The sequence below is a fragment of the Pseudomonas sp. CFBP13509 genome (assembly GCF_005233485.1).
In the GTDB taxonomy this organism is placed as follows: Bacteria; Pseudomonadota; Gammaproteobacteria; order Pseudomonadales; family Pseudomonadaceae; genus Aquipseudomonas; species Aquipseudomonas marginalis.
Genome location: NZ_QGAA01000001.1, coordinates 296358 through 314989 on the forward strand (window position 1 = coordinate 296358; position 18632 = coordinate 314989).

The following is an 18632-nucleotide window of genomic DNA, read 5'->3' on the forward strand; positions in this document are numbered from 1 at the left end:
GCAACGCTGGAGCCTGTTCCTTCTACGTGAGGAACAGGCTGTGCAACATATCAACGACGGGGTAGGAATTGCAGTGGATCTACAGGCTTCCCTTGACGGCGAATCTCAAAGTGCAGTTTCACCCGGTCCGTACCAGTTGACCCCATTTCGGCAATTGTCTGTCCGACTTTGACCTGCTGCCCCTCCCGAACCAACAGCCTACGGTTGTGGCCGTAAGCACTGACGTAGGTATCGCTGTGTTTGATGATGACCAGTTCGCCGTAGCCCCGCAAACCACTCCCGGCGTACACCACCGTCCCATCAGACGCAGCTAAAACAGGCTGTCCCAAATCCCCGGCAATATCAATGCCTTTATTCAAACTGCCGTTTGAAGAGAATTTTCCAATTAACACTCCATTTGAGGGCCATCCCCAACCGGTCGGCGCAGGCCCTGCCGGGGGCAACGGCGCGGGTGCCGGCTTGTTCGCAGCACTCGGCGCAGCGGTACCCGCAGGCCGGGTAATGATGGTGGTTTTGCTCGAAGACGACGGCGAAGATCCGGTGTTTGTCACAACTGCCGTAGGGGTAGAACCGGTGCGACCGTCAAAGCGAATCGTCTGACCCGGATGTATCGTGTAGGGCACAGGAATATTGTTACGGGCTGCGAGGGCCTTGTAGTCCCAGCCATAACGGAAGGCAATCGAGAACAAGGTGTCGCCCTTGCGCACGACATACTGCCCGGTGGTCACCGTCGGCTTTTGTGGTGCAGCGTTATTGCGGTCAACCACCCGTGCACCGCTGCTTGGCGAGCTGGAACACCCTACCAGAAGGGAACCAAAGACAAGGCCAAGCACCAGTCGCTGAAAACTTGTTTTACTCATACGCTGCGCAAGACCTGTGAGACTCACCCGCCGCTCCCTTTGTGGTGGCTGAACATGAATGCCTGTATCAGGCTTGAAATATGACGCAAGTATAACTGGGCATTGAAGTTTTACCGTCACGCGACTGAAACGAATCATTCAGCGCGTTGAATCGCTCTGTCCATCATGTTGACTTGATAGACCCCGCCGTAAGACACATCCTCACCAACAGAATTCACTGCCCGCGAAAAATGATCAGGCCAGCGGGCCATTGAGCAACGGCACAAAACGCACGGCGCCGAGTACATGCCGGGAAAAACCATCGTCTTCACGGACAATAAGCATCAATTGTTGCACTTCACCGGAACCCACCGGAATGACCAGCCGCCCTCCCGGGGCCAGTTGATCGAGCAGCGCCTGCGGCACATCGGTGGCCACGGCAGTGACGATAATCCCGTTGTAGGGCGCCAGCGCCGGCCAGCCTTCCCAACCATCGCCCCAGCGGAATACCACGTTGCGCAGGTTCAGCTCCACCAGGCGTTCCTTGGCGCGGTCCTGCAGCACCTTGATGCGCTCCACCGAGAACACCCGCTCCACCAGTTGCGACAGCACCGCCGTCTGGTAGCCGGAACCGGTGCCAATCTCCAGCACCTTGTCCAACGGCCCCGCCGCCAGCAGCAGCTCGCTCATGCGCGCAACCATATAAGGCTGGGAGATGGTCTGGTTATGGCCGATGGGCAATGCCGTGTCTTCGTAGGCACGATGGGCCAAGGCTTCATCGACAAAGAGGTGCCGAGGCGTACGCCGGATCACTTCCAACACCTGGGCGTTGGAAAGCCCCTCTTCGTACAGGCGCTGGATCAAACGCTCACGGGTGCGCTGGGAGGTCATCCCGATGCCCCGGCGCAGCAGGTCGTCTTGTTCACGAGCCATCAGCGCAGCCCCTCCAGCCAGCCATCGAGACCACTGAAGGCATCACTGAAGGTGCGATCAAGTTGCAACGGGGTAATCGACACATAGCCTTGCATCACCGCGTGAAAGTCCGTGCCTGGGCCACCGTCTTCGGCATCGCCCGCTGCCGCGATCCAGTAGCCTTCCTTGCCACGCGGGTCGACGACCTTCAACGGCGCTGCCGCGCGGGCGCGATGGCCCAGGCGTGTAAGCTGGATACCGCGAATGTGGTCGAGGGGCAAATTGGGAATGTTGACGTTGAGCACCGTGCGCGGCGGCAGGTCCAGGGCGCCATGGGCCTCCACCAGCTTGCGCGCGAAATAGGCCGCGGTGGGCAGGTTGTCCAGTTGACGCGATGCCAACGAAAACGCAAACGAGGTCCGGCCGAGGAAGCGTCCTTCAAGCGCCGCCGCCACCGTGCCGGAATACAGCACGTCGTCGCCAAGGTTGGCGCCGAGGTTGATGCCCGACACCACCAGGTCCGGCTCCTGGTCCAACAAACTGTTGATCGCCAGGTGCACGCAGTCGGTGGGGGTGCCGTTCACACTGATGAAGCCATTGGCCAGAACCTGCGGGTGCAGCGGACGGTCGAGCGTCAGCGAACTGCTGGCGCCGCTCTTGTCCTGGTCGGGGGCAACCACCACGCACTCGGCGTAATCCTGCAGCGCAGCATAGAGCGCGGCAAGACCGGGTGCGGTGGCACCGTCATCGTTTGATATCAGAATACGCATGGGCTGTCCGTCTGCCCCACCGGCACCAGATCAACAAGCTCGCGCACCAAGACAGTGGCGAAGCATCCGGCCGGCAGGACGAATTCCAATTGCAGAATGTCAGGCCCGGGATAATGCCACGTCAACCCGCCAATGGGCAGTCGCAGAATGCGACGTTCCTGGCTCATGCCGGCACTCACCAGCCAATCACGCAGGTCGGCTTCACCGGCGGCAACCGCCTGCTCCAACTCAAACGTGGCGCCTGTCGCCGGAGAATCGCCCTCGCCCCACTGCGGCCCGGTGGGGTGCAGGTCCAGGATCGCCAGGCGCGGGTCGCTGCACTCTGCCTCCCCCGCCGGAAAAAAGCTGCGGCTGTCGGTAAACGCCAGCAGATCACCCACTTGCGCGCGCTGCCAGGAACCGTCGGCAACGCGTGCCGCCAGTACTTTGTTGAAGAGAAAACTGCGCGCGGTGGATAACAACCGCGAACGCACATTGCGCTGCTCCGGCAGGGCCTTGCGCGCGGCCCATTCGCGGGCGTCGACGACATTGCCACCGTTGTGGCCAAAACGCTGGGTGCCGAAATAGTTGGGAATGCCGTACTGGGCAATCAATTGCAGCCGCGCGTCGATGGCGGCGGTATCACCGGCCAATTGGGTCAGACGCAAGGTAAAGCCGTTGGCCGAGTGCGCGCCACGCTGCAGCTTGCGCTTGTGGCGGGCGGTTTTCAGGATCTTGAGGGTGTCGTTTTCCGCACCGCTCATGTCCGGATCGGCCTTGCCCGGCAGTTGTACGCTGAACCACTGGCGGGTCAACGCCTGACGGTCCTTGAGCCCGGCATAGCTGACGGTGCGCAACGGCACGCCAGCCGCCTTGGCGATACGCCGCGCGGCTTCCTCAGTATTGAGCCCGCGCTTCTCAACCCACAACCACAGGTGCTCGCCTTCGCCGGTAAGCGGAATATCGAGCACTTCGTCGACCTGGAAATCTTCAGCCGTGGCCTTCAGGACCGCGCTGCCCAGGGCCTCGCCATAGGCACGCGGGCCCAGCAGTTGCAGGTCGTTCATGCGCGCAGCAACAAGGCGACGGAGTGCACCGCGATGCCCTCTTCACGACCGGTGAACCCGAGTTTTTCGGTGGTGGTGGCTTTCACGTTGACTTGATCCAATTCAATTTGCAGGTCTGCGGCAATCAGTGCGCGCATGGATTCGATATGCGGGGCCATTTTCGGCGCCTGGGCCACGATGGTGTTATCGACATTGCCGACCTTCCAGCCCTTGGCATGGATCAGGCCGACCACATGGCGCAGCAGGACACGGCTGTCCGCGCCCTTGAAGGTGGGATCGGTATCCGGAAAGTGCTTGCCGATATCGCCCAGTGCCGCCGCGCCGAGCAAGGCGTCGCTCAAGGCATGCAGGACAACGTCGCCGTCGGAATGGGCCAGCAACCCATGGTGGTGCGCAATGCGCACGCCGCCCAGGGTGATGAAATCGCCTTCAGCGAAACGGTGCACATCGTAGCCGTGGCCAATACGCATAAAAAAACGCCCCGATTTAATTCAGGGCGTGATTCTACCTACTTTTGCCTCACATTAACCGAGCAAAGCACGACCATGATGTCGCAAATGGTCCTCGATGAAGCTGGCGATAAAGAAGTAGCTGTGGTCGTAGCCAGGCTGCAGGCGCAGTTCCAGCGGATGGCTGGCCGCCTTGGCCGCTTGCTGCAAGGCTTCGGGCTTGAGCTGCACGGCAAGGAAATCGTCGCGGTCGCCCTGGTCCACCAGCAACGGCAGCTTTTCCGAGGCTTCGCCGATCAGCACACAGGCATCCCATTCACGCCATTTGGCGCGCTCTTCACCCAGATAACGGGAGAAAGCTTTCTGGCCCCACGGGCAATCCATCGGATTATTGATCGGCGAAAACGCCGACACCGACAGGTAACGCCCAGGGTTGCGCAGGGCACACACCAACGCACCGTGGCCGCCCATGGAGTGGCCGCTGATACCCCGTTTGTCCGAAGCCGGGAAATGCGCTTCAACCAATGCCGGCAATTCCTGCACCACGTAGTCATGCATCCTGTAGTGCTTGGCCCAAGGTTCCTGGGTGGCATTCAGGTAGAAGCCGGCACCCAGGCCAAAATCCCAGGCGTTGTCCGGGTCGCCCGGCACACCGGGGCCACGGGGGCTGGTGTCGGGCGCGACAATGATAAGCCCCAGTTCTGCGGCCATGCGCTGAGCACCGGCTTTCTGCATGAAGTTCTCATCGGTGCAGGTCAAGCCGGACAGCCAGTACAGCACCGGCAATTTGCTGCCCTGCTCCGCTTGCGGCGGCAGGTAGACGGCGAAAGTCATGTCGCAGCCGAGCACGTGGGAACTGTGTTTGTAGCGTTTGTGCCAGCCGCCAAAACTCTTCTGGCAGGAGATATTTTCCAGGGTCATGGGAGTGCTCCCAGCTGCAAGTTGCAAGCCTCAAGCGGCAAGTAAGGCGTACACCCACTTGCTGCTGATAGCTTGCCGCTTGCCGCTGCTTCAAAAGTGAATGACGGTACGAATGCTCTTGCCTTCATGCATCAGGTCAAACGCTTTGTTGATGTCTTCCAGGCCCATGGTGTGGGTGATGAAAGTGTCCAGCGGAATCTCGCCGGTCTGGGCCATTTCCACGTAGCTTGGCAATTCAGTACGGCCGCGTACGCCACCGAACGCCGAGCCACGCCAGACACGACCGGTCACCAGCTGGAATGGGCGGGTGGAGATTTCCTGGCCGGCACCGGCAACCCCGATGATCACCGATTCACCCCAACCCTTGTGGCAGCACTCGAGCGCGGCACGCATCAGTTGCACGTTGCCGATGCACTCGAAGGAAAAGTCCACGCCGCCGTCAGTCAAATCGACAATCACGTCTTGGATCGGACGGTCATAGTCTTTCGGGTTGATGCAGTCGGTGGCGCCCAGTTGCTTGGCGATCTCGAACTTGGCCGGGTTGATGTCAATCGCAATGATACGGCCGGCCTTAGCCTTGACCGCACCGATCACGGCCGACAGGCCAATACCGCCAAGACCGAAGATCGCCACGGTGTCGCCCGGCTTGACCTTGGCGGTGTTGAGCACCGCACCGATGCCGGTGGTGACGCCACAGCCGAGCAGGCAGACCTTCTCCAGCGGCGCTTCTTTAGGAATCTTGGCGACGGAAATTTCCGGCAGCACGGTGTACTCGGAGAACGTCGAAGTCCCCATGTAGTGGAAAATCGGCTGCCCCTTGTAGGAAAAGCGCGTGGTGCCATCCGGCATCAGGCCTTTGCCTTGGGTGGAACGAATGGCCTGGCACAGGTTGGTCTTACCCGACAGGCAGAACTTGCACTTGCCGCACTCCGGGGTGTACAGCGGGATCACATGGTCGCCCACCGCCACCGAAGTCACGCCCTCGCCGATGGCTTCGACCACCGCACCGCCTTCATGGCCAAGGATGGACGGGAAGATGCCTTCCGGGTCGGCGCCGGAGAGGGTGTAGGCGTCGGTATGGCAAACCCCGGAGGCGACCACACGCAACAGCACTTCGCCCGCCTTGGGCATGGCCACATCGACTTCCACGATCTCGAGGGGTTTCTTGGCTTCAAAGGCAACGGCAGCGCGGGACTTGATCATCCAGGTTTCTCCAGGGCGTTAAAAATGATGGAGAGAGTGTAAAACATGGCTCCATGATTAATAATCCAGGCAAAAGCAAAACTTTATTGCTGTACAGGGATAATCGCCATGCTGGAGAACCGCTGGGAAGGCATCGATGAATTCGTTGCCGTCGCCGAATGCAGCCAATTTACGGCGGCTGCCGAGCGGCTGGGTGTGTCTTCGTCCCACATCAGCCGCCAGGTGGCACGCCTGGAAGAGCGCCTGCAAACGCGGTTGCTGTATCGCAGTACCCGTAAGGTGACGCTGACTGAAGCGGGTCAGACCTTTCTGCAACATTGCCAGCGCCTACAGGACGGCCGCGAAGAAGCCCTGCGCGCCGTGGGTGACCTGACCAGCGAACCGAAAGGCATGTTGCGCATGACCTGCGCGGTGGCCTATGGCGAGCGGTTTATCGTGCCACTGGTGACGCGGTTCATGGGCCTGTACCCACAATTGCGGGTGGACATCGAACTGAGCAACCGTCAATTGGATCTGGTGCACGAAGGACTCGACCTGGCGATTCGCCTGGGGCGATTGCAGGATTCGCGCATGGTCGCCAGCCGCCTCGCGCCTCGGCGCATGTACCTGTGCGCGTCGCCGTCCTACCTGGCCCGGTATGGTCGGCCACATAGTTTGTCGGAATTGAGTCGGCATAATTGCCTGATCGGCAGCTCGGACATTTGGCAACTGGCCCAGGACGGGAGGGAATTTTCCCAGCGAGTGCAAGGCAACTGGCGCTGCAACAGTGGGCAAGCGGTGTTGGATGCGGCGTTGCAAGGGGTGGGATTGTGCCAACTGCCGGACTATTACGTACTGGAGCATCTGCACAGCGGCGCGCTGGTGTCGCTGCTGGAGGCACATCAGCCACCGAATACGGCGGTGTGGGGGCTGTATCCGCAACAACGGCACTTGTCGCCGAAGGTCAGGAAGTTGGTGGATTTCTTGAAAGAGGGCTTGGCCGAGCGGCCAGAGTACAGCGGTTGATTAACGACGATTCGCCCAACGCAACCGCAGCCACTCCAGGTCTTCCGGCCGGGTCACCTTGATATTGTCCGAGCGCCCTTCGACCAAGCGCGGCGCCTGCCCGGACCACTCCATGGCCGAGGCTTCATCGGTGATCACTGCATCGGCCACCAGGCTATCAGCCAATGCGCGGTGCAAGACCCCGAGGCGGAACATCTGCGGTGTATAGGCTTGCCAGATCAAGCTGCGGTCGACGGTTTCCACCACCCGCCCCTGCTTGTCGACGCGCTTGAGGGTATCGCGGGCCGGCACGGCCAGCAGACCGCCGACCGGGTCGTTCGCCAGTTCGGTGAGCAACTTATCCAGATCATCGCGACTCAGATTCGGCCGCGCCGCATCGTGGACCAGTACCCAATCGTCATCGCTGGCGCCCAGGGCATTGAGTTGCAGCAACGCATTGAGCACCGAGCCAGAACGCTCCGAACCACCGTCCGCACGCACGATACGCGGGTCAGCGGCACATGCCAGGCTTGGCCAATACGGGTCATCAGCAGCAAGACTGACCACCAACCCCTTGAGGTTGGGATGATCGAGAAAACAGCCAAGGCTGTGTTCGAGAATAGTGCGCCCGCCCAACTGCAAGTATTGCTTGGGACGGTCCGCGGCCATACGGGCACCGACGCCCGCGGCAGGTATCACGGCCCAGAAGGCCGGCAAACGGTAACTCATTGGGCCAACTGGTAGAGGGTTTCGCCCTCCTTGACCATGCCCAACTCATGACGGGCCCGTTCTTCAACGGTCTCGGTACCCTTTTTCAGCTCAAGCACTTCAGCATCGAGGACGCGGTTGCGCTCCAGCAGGCGTTCGTTCTCGGCGTGCTGGTCGGCAATTTGCTGGGTCAGGTCTTTTACCTGCGCAAAGCTGCCATTACCTACCCATAGGCGGTACTGCAGGCCAGCCAGCAACAAGAGCAAGACGAGGAACAACCAATTGGGACTGCGCATCGAATATCGGGTATCCAGTGGAAAAACACGCCATGCAAAACTTTTACAGCAACTGATAGCACGAAGCCTGGAAGAACCAGGCTTGTGCTTGATCGCCATCAGATTAGCGTCGAAACTCGCACCTTCGTGATCTTTCCGACGCAATCCACCGACTTTTTACCACTTACCGATCAGCCGCGAAACTCGCCGCGACCGTTGTACTTGGCTTTGCCGGCCAGTTGCTCTTCGATACGCAGCAATTGGTTGTACTTGGACACACGGTCAGAGCGGCACAGGGAGCCGGTCTTGATCTGGCCCGCCGAAGTGCCCACGGCCAGGTCGGCGATGGTCGAATCTTCGGTTTCGCCGGAGCGGTGCGAGATCACGGCAGTGTAGCCCGCAGCCTTGGCCATCTGGATAGCTTCCAGGGTTTCGGTCAGGGTGCCGATCTGGTTGAACTTGATCAGGATCGAGTTGGCGATCTTTTTGTCGATGCCTTCTTTCAGGATCTTGGTGTTGGTCACGAACAGGTCGTCACCCACCAGCTGGACTTTTTCGCCGATCTTGTCGGTGAGGATCTTCCAGCCATCCCAGTCGGACTCGTCCAGGCCGTCTTCGATCGAGATGATCGGGTAGCGCTGGGTCAGGCCCTTCAGGTAGTCGGCAAAGCCTTCGGAGTTGAACACCTGGCCTTCACCGGACAGGTTGTATTTGCCATCTTCGTAGAACTCGCTGGCAGCGCAGTCCAGGGCCAGGGTCACGTCGGTGCCCAGTGTGTAGCCGGCGTTGGCCACGGCTTCGGAGATCACTTTCAGTGCATCTTCGTTGGACGCCAGGTTCGGTGCGAAACCACCTTCGTCACCCACGGCAGTGCTCAGGCCACGAGCTTTCAGCACGGCTTTGAGGTGATGGAAAATCTCGGTGCCCATGCGCAGGCCTTCGGAGAAGGTCTTGGCGCCGACCGGCTGCACCATGAATTCCTGGATGTCGACGTTGTTATCGGCATGCTCGCCACCGTTGATGATGTTCATCATCGGAACCGGCATCGAGTAGACACCCGGCGTACCGTTCAGGTTGGCGATGTGGGCGTAAAGCGGCAGGTCCTGGTCCTGGGCGGCGGCCTTGGCAGCAGCCAGGGACACGGCGAGGATGGCGTTGGCGCCGAGGCTGCCTTTGTTTTCAGTGCCGTCGAGCTTGATCATCGCGTGGTCCAGGGCTTTCTGGTCCAGCGGGTCCTTGCCCAGCAGCAGGTCACGGATCGGGCCGTTGATGTTGGCTACAGCCTTGAGGACACCCTTGCCCAGGTAACGGCTCTTGTCGCCATCACGCAGTTCCAGCGCTTCGCGCGAACCTGTGGAAGCACCGGACGGCGCGCAGGCGCTGCCGATGATGCCGTTATCGAGAAGCACGTCGGCTTCGACGGTGGGGTTGCCACGGGAGTCGAGAACTTCACGACCTTTGATGTCGACGATTTTTGCCATTGTTGTAAACACTCCAAAGTTGACGAAAACGACGCAGCTGAAGGAAATCTTTTGACCGACCGCAAGGGTGGAACAACGGGGCAGGCTTGCAGGCGACAAGGCTCAGGCCCGTAGGCCTGAGCGTAAAGCGTGGGAAAGTCTACCGGAGAATCAACGCTTACGCGGTCTCTACCGTCGGAAAACTCTTGACCAGTTCGTCCAACTGCTTGAGCTGGGCCAGGAATGGCTCCAGCTTGTCCAGGCGCAGGGCGCATGGGCCGTCGCATTTGGCGTTGTCCGGGTCCGGGTGGGCTTCGAGGAACAGGCCCGCCAGGGACTGGCTGATGCCGGCCTTGGCCAGGTCCAGTACCTGGGCACGGCGCCCACCGGCGGAATCGGCACGACCACCGGGCATTTGCAGCGCGTGGGTCACGTCGAAGAACACCGGGTATTCGAACTGCTTCATGATGCCGAAACCGAGCATGTCCACCACGAGGTTGTTGTAGCCGAAGCTAGAACCACGCTCGCAGAGGATCAACTGGTCGTTACCCGCTTCCACGCACTTGTTCAGGATGTGTTTCATCTCCTGGGGCGCGAGGAACTGGGCTTTCTTGATATTGATCACCGCACCGGTCCTGGCCATCGCGACCACGAGGTCGGTCTGGCGCGACAGGAAGGCCGGCAGCTGGATGATGTCGCACACCTCGGCGACCACGGCAGCCTGTTCAGGCTCGTGGACGTCGGTGATGATCGGCACGCCGAAGGCTTGCTTGATGTCCTGGAAGATCCGCATGCCTTCTTCAAGGCCCGGGCCGCGATAGGAGGTCACGGACGAACGGTTGGCCTTGTCGAAGCTGGCCTTGAACACGTAGGGGATACCCAGTTTCTCGGTAACCTTGACGTACTCTTCACAGACCTGCATCGCCATGTCACGGCTTTCCAGCACGTTCATGCCGCCGAACAGCACCATGGGCTTGTCGTTGGCAATCTCGATGTCGCCTACGCGAATGATCTTCTGGGCCATCAGGTTTACGCCTTCTTCTGGTGTTGCGTCAGTGCAGCCTTGACGAAACCGCTGAACAACGGGTGACCGTCGCGCGGTGTCGAGGTGAACTCAGGGTGGAACTGGCAAGCGACGAACCATGGATGATCCGGGGCCTCGACCACTTCAACCAGCGCGCCATCACCGGAGCGACCGGAGATTTTCAGGCCAGCCTCTTTGATCTGCGGCAGCAGGTTGTTGTTCACTTCGTAGCGGTGACGGTGACGTTCGACGATCACGTCCTTGCCATAGCAGTCGTGAACCAGGGAACCCGGCTCCAGCAGGCAGTCTTGCGCGCCAAGGCGCATGGTGCCGCCCAGGTCGGAGCTTTCGGTACGGGTTTCGACGGCGCCGGTGGCGTCTTCCCACTCGGTGATCAGGCCCACGACCGGGTGGCCGCTCTTGCTGTCGAACTCGGTGGAGTTGGCGTCTTTCCAGCCCATCACGTTACGGGCGAACTCGATAACGGCCACTTGCATGCCCAGGCAGATGCCCAGGTACGGCACCTTGTTCTCGCGAGCGTACTGCACGGCAGTGATCTTGCCTTCCACGCCACGCAGGCCGAAACCGCCTGGAACGAGGATCGCATCGACACCTTCGAGCAGCGCGGTGCCCTGGTTCTCGATGTCTTCTGAATCGATGTAGCGCAGGTTGACCTTGGTACGGTTGCTGATACCCGCGTGGCTCATCGCTTCGATCAGCGACTTGTACGCGTCCAGCAGTTCCATGTACTTGCCGACCATGGCGATGGTGACTTCGTGCTCAGGGTTGAGCTTGGCGTCAACCACAGCTTCCCACTCGGACAGATCCGCGCCGTTGCACTGCAGGCCGAAACGCTCGACCACAAAATCATCCAGGCCTTGCGAATGCAGGATGCCCGGGATCTTGTAGATGGTGTCGGCGTCTTCGAGGGCGATCACTGCACGTTCTTCAACGTTGGTGAACTGCGCGATCTTGCGACGCGAGGAAATATCGATCGGGTGGTCGGAGCGGCACACCAGCACGTCCGGCTGCAGGCCGATGGAACGCAGTTCCTTGACCGAGTGCTGGGTAGGCTTGGTTTTGGTTTCGCCGGCGGTGGCGATGTAAGGCACCAACGTGAGGTGCATCAGCATCGCGCGCTTGGCGCCGACTTCGAAACGCAACTGGCGGATGGCTTCGAGGAACGGCTGGGATTCGATGTCACCCACGGTGCCACCGATCTCGACCATCGCCACGTCGGCATCGCCTGCACCCTTGATGATGCGGCGCTTGATTTCGTCGGTGATGTGCGGGATCACCTGGATGGTTGCACCCAGGTAGTCACCACGGCGCTCTTTGCGCAGCACGTGCTCGTAGACGCGGCCAGTGGTGAAGTTGTTGTTCTGGGTCATGGTCGTGCGGATGAACCGCTCGTAGTGGCCCAGGTCCAGGTCGGTCTCGGCGCCGTCGTGTGTGACGAACACTTCACCGTGCTGGAACGGGCTCATGGTGCCCGGGTCGACGTTGATGTACGGGTCCAGCTTGAGCATGGTGACTTTAAGCCCCCGCGCCTCCAGGATGGCCGCCAATGAAGCGGAGGCAATGCCTTTCCCCAATGAAGAAACAACACCGCCCGTGACGAATATGTAGCGCGTCATGAAAAACCCTAGAAGTCTGCGTTAAAGCGGTCCGAGCCGCCGGGGAAAGCGAAGAGAGGCCGAAGCCCCCGATCACCTGCATTAATCACAGTGCACCTTTCAAAAAAACCGCCGCGTTGTGACAGACCAGCAGTGAAACTGCCGGTACGTTGATCGCTACACATTTTTTGGAATCGCCCAGCAAAGACTGCTTGGTAATCGGCAACTGCTGCGATTCAGGCGAATCCACAGAAGTTGTATCAAGAAGGGAGCGTAGTCTACCGGAAAGGCGCTATCAGCTCAAACCTTGATCGCAGCTCCGTGGCATCCAATGTAATTGCCAAGCTTCACTCGGTGCGGCCCAGAGTCCAGCGAGGAGGGGCACACCGAGCAATTGCTCGCCCTGATACAGCAGCGGCAATCTGCCACGGATGAAGCCCGGCACCCCCTGTTCATTAAGCAGGCGCTTCAAGTCACGCCGGCCTCGGCCTGGTAGTTCAAGCATTTCGCCGCCCTGGCGATAACGGACCTCCAGCGGGCCTTCGGGCACCTCGCCGCTCATTTCCAGCAGGCCATTACCGGGTAACTCTAGTGGCTTTTGCGGATCAGGCCAGCTCACCGATGCGTGGGAAAACTCCGACCAGCCGCGAGGCAACCACCAGATGCGTGCGCCGCAACGTTGCAAATCTCCATCAGCCAGACGCCATAAGGGCTGTGCGTCGCCCTTGGCGTCGCGCAGGGAATACCAGCCGGCCCAATGGTCGCTGTCGGGTAACCGGGTCAACGGCGCCAGCCAATGGCGCAGGACATTGCGCTGACGAGCATCGGAAAGTTCGCGCAGTGGACCAAGGACCAATGATGGCACCGCCAGCCAAGGAAACCGCGAAGGCTGATCGGCGGCTTGCAGGTCCATGCAGGCCAATTCGCCCAGCAGCGCCTGGGCTTCACCGAGGTGGTCGGCAGTCCGGGCCAGACTGGAGATGGCTTGGGGCCAACGCGCCGTCAGCGTCGGGATCACGCGGTGGCGCAGGTAATTACGGGAGAAACGTGGATCGGTGTTGGAAGGATCTTCAATCCACTTGAGTTGATGCTCATCGCCGTAGGCTTCCAGCTCGGCGCGCGAGACCTCCAGCAACGGCCGCACCAGGAAACCACCTGCCAACGGGCGATGCGCAGGCATTGCGGCGAGCCCTCGCACCCCGGCACCGCGCAGCAGGCGGAATAGCAGGGTTTCGGCTTGATCATCGCGATGCTGGCCGGTGAGTAACACTTCCCCTGCCCCGATCACCTCGGTAAACGCCCGGTAACGCGCATCACGCGCTGCACGCTCAAGACTGGCGCCGGGCTGCACGTGCACGCGCATGACCCGCAAGGGGACGCCCAGGCTGTCGCACACCGACTGGCAATGACCTGGCCAGGCGTCGGCGACAGCCTGCAGGCCATGATGGACATGGACAGCGCTTAGAGGCGGAAGGGCTTCGGCGTTGGCCAGGAGATGCAGCAGGACAGTGGAATCAAGACCACCAGAGAAGGCGATATGCCAAGCCGGGGCGTTGCGCCAGGGGGCTAGGGCGTGCAGGAGCTTGGCGGATAAAGTCGGTTTCATCACAGGTTACCGCCGCAAATCTGGAATACCCAAGCCAAGCATACACAAAGCAAATGTGGGAGGGGGCTTGCCCCCCGATAGCGGTGCATCAGCCAGTGAATACAGTGACTGACACTCAGCAATCGGGGGCAAGCCCCCTCCCACATTAGTGCTGCTGCGACCTTAGAGACCGTAGCTCATCAGGCGCTCGTAGCGACGGGCCAGCAGCGCTTCGTTATCCAGCTTTTTGAGCATCGCCAGTTGCGAACCCAGTTCGGCACGGATAGTGGCAGCGGCGGCGGCCGGATCGCGGTGGGCGCCGCCCAATGGCTCGGCGATCACTTTGTCGACGATACCCAGGCCCTTGAGGCGATCGGCAGTGATGCCCATGGCTTCGGCAGCGTCCGGCGCCTTCTCTGCGGTTTTCCACAGGATCGAGGCGCAACCTTCCGGCGAGATCACCGCGTAGGTCGAATATTGCAGCATGTTCAACTGATCGCAGACGCCAATGGCCAGTGCACCGCCGGAACCACCTTCACCAATCACGGTAGCGATGATCGGGGTTTTCAGGCGGGCCATCACTCGCAGGTTCCAGGCAATCGCTTCGCTCTGGTTGCGCTCTTCGGCATCGATACCCGGGTAAGCACCCGGGGTGTCGATGAAAGTCAGGATCGGCATCTTGAAGCGCTCGGCCATTTCCATCAGGCGGCACGCCTTGCGGTAGCCTTCCGGACGCGGCATGCCGAAGTTGCGGCGTACTTTCTCGCGCACTTCACGGCCTTTCTGGTGACCGATGACCATGACCGGCTGGTCGTCCAGGCGAGCGATACCGCCCACGATGGCCGCGTCGTCGGAGAAATGGCGGTCGCCGTGAAGCTCGTCGAACTCGGTGAAGATGTGCTGAATGTAGTCCAGGGTATACGGACGGCGCGGGTGGCGAGCCAGGCGCGCGATCTGCCAGCTGGTCAGCTTGCCGAAGATGTCTTCGGTGAGCGTGCTGCTCTTGTCTTGCAGGCGAGCGATCTCATCGCCGATATTCAGCGAATTGTCATTGCCGACCAGGCGCAGCTCTTCGATCTTGGCTTGCAGGTCAGCGATCGGCTGTTCGAAATCAAGAAAATTCGGGTTCATAAGCGTCCGTCTTGGGTCGACGGCCAAGGGTTGCCTGGCCAGCCGGTTGTCTATTCGCGCCCTACCTTAAGGGAGAGGCGCGTTTAGGTCGAGATTAAATGTTCAGCCGAGGTCAGGCGTTCTGACCGTCAACGGTATTGGAGGAAGACGTTGTCACGGCCGAACTGGTCACGCAAAGCTTGAATCAAGCCGTCAGCGGGATCAATTCGCCACGTCTCGCCAAACTGCAACATGGCCTTGGCGTCGTTGCCGGTGTACTCCATGGTCACCGGGCAGGCGCCACGATGACGCTTGAGCAGGTCACCCAACCAGCGTAGCTGATCGCCCTTGAGGGCTTCGGTCTTCACCTTCAGGCGCAGGCTTTCGGCCAGGTTGGTGCGCGCATCTTCCATGCTCATCACCCGCTTGATCCGCAGGCGCAAGCCGCCGGAGAAGTCATCGTTGCTGACCTCCCCTTCCACCACCACCATGGCGTCGGTTTGCAGCAGCGATTGCGCAGAGTGAAAGGCGTCGGCAAACAGCGACGCCTCGATCCGGCCCGAGCGGTCGTCGAGGGTGATAAAGCCCATCTTGTCGCCCTTTTTGTTTTTCATCACCCGCAGGGCGATGATCATGCCGGCGACGGTCTGGGTATCCCGCGCCGGTTTCAGGTCGATGATGCGTTGACGAGCGAAACGACGGATCTCGCCTTCATATTCGTCAATCGGGTGACCGGTGAGGTACAGGCCCAAGGTGTCTTTCTCACCCTTGAGGCGTTCCTTGAGGGTCAGCTCCTTGGCCTTGCGGTGGTTGGCATACACGTCCGCATCTTCTTCGACGAACAACCCGCCAAACAGGTCGGCGTGGCCGCTGTCGTGGGTGCGGGCGGTCTGTTCGGCGGCCTTGATCGCTTCTTCCATGGCGGTGAGCAGCACCGCGCGATTGCGATCGATATTCGCCTGATACGCCTTCGGCTCATCGTGGAAATACGGCCCGAGACGGTCGAGCGCACCGCTGCGGATCAGGCCATCGAGGGTACGTTTGTTGATGCGCTTGAGGTCAACCCGTGCGCAGAAGTCGAACAGATCCTTGAACGGCCCGTCCTGGCGCGCTTCGGTGATGGCTTCCACCGGGCCTTCGCCCACGCCCTTGATCGCGCCCAGGCCATAGATGATGCGACCTTCGTCGTTCACCGTGAACTTGAACTCCGAGGCGTTCACGTCCGGTGCGTCGAGGCGCAGCTTCATGGTGCGCACTTCCTCGATCAAGGTCACGACCTTGTCGGTGTTGTGCATATCCGCCGAGAGTACCGCAGCCATGAACGGCGCCGGGTAGTGGGCTTTCAGCCAGGCCGTCTGGTACGACACCAGGCCGTAGGCGGCGGAGTGGGATTTGTTGAAGCCATAACCGGCGAATTTTTCCACCAGGTCGAAAATGTTACCGGCCAGGTCGGCGTCGATATTGTTGGTGGCGCACCCTTCAATGAAACCGCCGCGTTGCTTGGCCATTTCCTCGGGCTTTTTCTTACCCATGGCCCGCCGCAGCATGTCCGCGCCACCGAGGGTGTAGCCGGCCATCACCTGGGCGATCTGCATCACCTGTTCCTGGTACAGGATGATGCCGTAGGTCGGCGCCAATACAGGCTTGAGGCCTTCGTACTGGTAATCGGAGTGCGGGTACGCCAACTCGGCGCGGCCGTGCTTACGGTTGATGAAGTCATCCACCATGCCCGATTGCAGCGGGCCCGGACGGAACAGGGCCACCAGTGCGATCAAGTCTTCCAGGCAGTCGGGCTTGAGCTTTTTGATCAGCTCTTTCATGCCGCGGGATTCAAGCTGGAACACCGCCGTGGTTTCGGCTTTTTGCAGCAAGGTGTAGGTCGGCTTGTCGTCCAGCGGGATGAAGGCGATATCCAGCGGTTCTTCGTTGACCTTGGCGCGGTCGCGGTTGATGGTCTTGAGCGCCCAGTCGATGATCGTCAGGGTGCGCAGGCCGAGGAAGTCGAACTTCACCAGGCCGGCCGCCTCCACATCGTCCTTGTCGAACTGGGTGACCAGGCCGCCGCCCTCTTCATCGCAATAGATAGGCGAAAAATCAGTCAGCTTGGTCGGCGCGATCACCACGCCACCGGCGTGCTTACCGACGTTACGCACCACGCCCTCGAGCTTGCGCGCCATCTCCCAGATTTCGGCGGCCTCTTCATCGACCTTGATGAAGTCGCGCAGGATCTCTTCCTGCTCGTAGGCTTTTTCCAGGGTCATGCCGACTTCGAACGGGATCATCTTCGACAGGCGGTCCGCCAGGCCGTAGGACTTTCCCTGCACCCGCGCTACGTCACGGATAACCGCCTTGGCCGCCATGGAACCGAAGGTGATGATCTGGCTCACGGCGTTGCGGCCGTATTTCTCGGCCACGTATTCGATCACACGGTCGCGGCCGTCCATGCAGAAGTCGACGTCGAAGTCGGGCATGGAGACCCGTTCCGGGTTCAGGAACCGTTCGAACAGCAGGTCATATTCCAGGGGGTCGAGGTCGGTGATCTTCTGTACATAGGCGACCAGCGAGCCGGCACCCGACCCCCGGCCCGGACCTACCGGCACGCCGTTGCTCTTGGCCCACTGGATAAAGTCCATCACGATCAGGAAGTAACCGGGGAACCCCATCTGGATGATGATATCCAGCTCGAAATTCAGCCGATCGACATAGACCTGACGCTTGGCCTCGTAATCTTCGGTGGTGTCCTTGGGCAGCAGGACGGAGAGACGCTCCTCCAGACCATCAAACGACACCTTGCGGAAATACTCGTCGATGGTCATGCCATCGGGAATCGGGAAGTTGGGCAAAAAGTGCTTGCCCAGCTTCACTTCGATATTGCAGCGCTTGGCAATCTCGACGGAGTTTTCCAGGGCCTCGGGCAGGTCGCTGAACAGCTCGGCCATTTCGTCCGCGCTCTTGAGGTACTGCTCTTCGCTGTAGTTCTTGGAACGACGCGGGTCATCCAGGGCCCGGCCTTCACCGATGCACACGCGGGTTTCGTGGGCCTCGAAATCTTCCTTCTTGATAAAGCGCACATCGTTGGTCGCCACCAAGGGCGCGCCCAGCTTGTCGGCCAGGGCTACGGCGGCGTGCAGATGCTCTTCATCGTTGGGGCGGTTGGTGCGCTGGACTTCCAGGTAGAAACGGTCGGGGAAGACCTGCATCCACTCCCTCGCCAGCACTTCGGCTTCATGGGGATTGCCACCCAGCAGTGCGATACCGATCTCGCCCTCCTTGGCGGCCGACAGCATGATCAGGCCTTCGCTGGCCTCGGCGACCCATTCGCGCTCGATGATGATCGAGCCGTTGCGCTGGCCGTCGATAAAGCCACGGGAAATCAATTCGGTGAGGTTGCGATAACCCACGCCATTCATCGCCAGCAGGCTGATGCGGCTCAGGGGGTTATCCGGGTCTTTGTTGGACAGCCACAGGTCGGCGCCGCAGATCGGCTTGATGCCGGCGCCCATGGCGTTCTTGTAGAACTTGACCAGGGAGCACATGTTGTTCTGATCGGTAACCGCGACCGCAGGCATGTTCATGCCCACCAGGGTCTTGACCAGCGGTTTGATCCGTACAAGGCCGTCGACCAGGGAGTATTCAGTGTGCAGGCGCAGGTGAACGAATGAAGCCGGCATAGTGATCCTGTCCAGAAACTTAGAAACAACAAGGCCCGGGATTGTACCGGGCCTTGGCA

The 18632-nt window shown here is 60.5% G+C and carries 16 protein-coding genes; 1 reads left to right on the top strand and 15 read right to left on the bottom strand.

The window, feature by feature from the left end; genetic code table 11:
* Positions 1–50: 50 nt before the first annotated feature.
* The 7 genes from PspCFBP13509_RS01470 to PspCFBP13509_RS01500 form a co-directional block, all read right to left on the bottom strand.
* Positions 51–887, bottom strand: a complete 837-nt coding sequence (locus PspCFBP13509_RS01470) for a peptidoglycan DD-metalloendopeptidase family protein (RefSeq protein WP_065948790.1) — start codon at positions 885–887, stop codon at positions 51–53.
* Between the two features lie 207 nt (positions 888–1094).
* Positions 1095–1730 (bottom strand): protein-L-isoaspartate(D-aspartate) O-methyltransferase, encoded by a 636-nt coding sequence (locus PspCFBP13509_RS01475; protein ID WP_169899534.1) that lies wholly within the window; start codon positions 1728–1730, stop codon positions 1095–1097.
* Positions 1731–1771: 41 nt separating this feature from the next.
* Positions 1772–2521, bottom strand: a complete 750-nt coding sequence (gene surE / locus PspCFBP13509_RS01480) for a 5'/3'-nucleotidase SurE (protein WP_065926446.1) — start codon at positions 2519–2521, stop codon at positions 1772–1774.
* Positions 2509–3567 carry a tRNA pseudouridine(13) synthase TruD gene (gene truD / locus PspCFBP13509_RS01485; RefSeq protein ID WP_137211475.1) on the bottom strand — a complete coding sequence of 353 codons (1059 nt, stop codon included), beginning with the start codon at positions 3565–3567 and terminating at the stop codon, positions 2509–2511. Before truD ends, surE begins: the two co-directional genes overlap by 13 nt.
* A complete protein-coding gene (gene ispF / locus PspCFBP13509_RS01490) occupies positions 3564–4037 on the bottom strand; it encodes a 2-C-methyl-D-erythritol 2,4-cyclodiphosphate synthase (protein WP_012722614.1) in 474 nt (157 codons plus the stop codon). The genes truD and ispF overlap by 4 nt, the downstream gene beginning before the upstream one ends.
* A 54-nt stretch (positions 4038–4091) precedes the next feature.
* Positions 4092–4937 (bottom strand): S-formylglutathione hydrolase, encoded by an 846-nt coding sequence (fghA, locus tag PspCFBP13509_RS01495; RefSeq protein WP_137211476.1) that lies wholly within the window; start codon positions 4935–4937, stop codon positions 4092–4094.
* A 90-nt stretch (positions 4938–5027) separates the two neighbouring features.
* A complete protein-coding gene (locus PspCFBP13509_RS01500) occupies positions 5028–6140 on the bottom strand; it encodes an S-(hydroxymethyl)glutathione dehydrogenase/class III alcohol dehydrogenase (protein ID WP_065926449.1) in 1113 nt (370 codons plus the stop codon).
* A gap of 108 nt (positions 6141–6248) precedes the next feature.
* On the opposite strand from PspCFBP13509_RS01500, the gene PspCFBP13509_RS01505 reads away from it, so the two are divergent.
* On the top strand, positions 6249–7145 hold the full coding sequence (locus PspCFBP13509_RS01505; protein ID WP_065926450.1) for a LysR substrate-binding domain-containing protein: 897 nt from the start codon (positions 6249–6251) through the stop codon (positions 7143–7145).
* Here PspCFBP13509_RS01505 and ispD read toward each other — a convergent pair whose 3' ends face one another.
* The 8 genes from ispD to dnaE form a co-directional block, all read right to left on the bottom strand.
* The gene (gene ispD, locus PspCFBP13509_RS01510) at positions 7146–7853 is read right to left on the bottom strand and encodes a 2-C-methyl-D-erythritol 4-phosphate cytidylyltransferase (protein ID WP_137211477.1); all 708 of its coding nucleotides are present in this window, start codon (positions 7851–7853) and stop codon (positions 7146–7148) included.
* Positions 7850–8128 (bottom strand): cell division protein FtsB, encoded by a 279-nt coding sequence (ftsB, locus tag PspCFBP13509_RS01515; protein WP_003172294.1) that lies wholly within the window; start codon positions 8126–8128, stop codon positions 7850–7852. Before ftsB ends, ispD begins: the two co-directional genes overlap by 4 nt.
* 170 nt (positions 8129–8298) lie before the next feature.
* Entirely contained in the window at positions 8299–9588 is a 1290-nt protein-coding gene (gene eno / locus PspCFBP13509_RS01520) for a phosphopyruvate hydratase (RefSeq protein ID WP_027604464.1), read from the bottom strand.
* Positions 9589–9745: 157 nt separating this feature from the next.
* The gene (gene kdsA / locus PspCFBP13509_RS01525; RefSeq protein WP_027604465.1) at positions 9746–10591 is read right to left on the bottom strand and encodes a 3-deoxy-8-phosphooctulonate synthase; all 846 of its coding nucleotides are present in this window, start codon (positions 10589–10591) and stop codon (positions 9746–9748) included.
* 5 nt (positions 10592–10596) lie between these two features.
* Positions 10597–12228 carry a CTP synthase gene (locus PspCFBP13509_RS01530; RefSeq protein ID WP_053137224.1) on the bottom strand — a complete coding sequence of 544 codons (1632 nt, stop codon included), beginning with the start codon at positions 12226–12228 and terminating at the stop codon, positions 10597–10599.
* A gap of 274 nt (positions 12229–12502) precedes the next feature.
* Positions 12503–13813, bottom strand: coding sequence for a tRNA lysidine(34) synthetase TilS (gene tilS, locus PspCFBP13509_RS01535; protein ID WP_137211478.1), 1311 nt, complete (start codon positions 13811–13813; stop codon positions 12503–12505).
* A 162-nt stretch (positions 13814–13975) separates the two neighbouring features.
* Positions 13976–14923, bottom strand: a complete 948-nt coding sequence (locus PspCFBP13509_RS01540; protein WP_016976871.1) for an acetyl-CoA carboxylase carboxyltransferase subunit alpha — start codon at positions 14921–14923, stop codon at positions 13976–13978.
* Between the two features lie 128 nt (positions 14924–15051).
* Complete coding sequence (dnaE, locus tag PspCFBP13509_RS01545) at positions 15052–18573, bottom strand: DNA polymerase III subunit alpha (protein ID WP_065926453.1); 3522 nt, start codon at positions 18571–18573, stop codon at positions 15052–15054.
* Positions 18574–18632 lie beyond the last annotated feature (59 nt).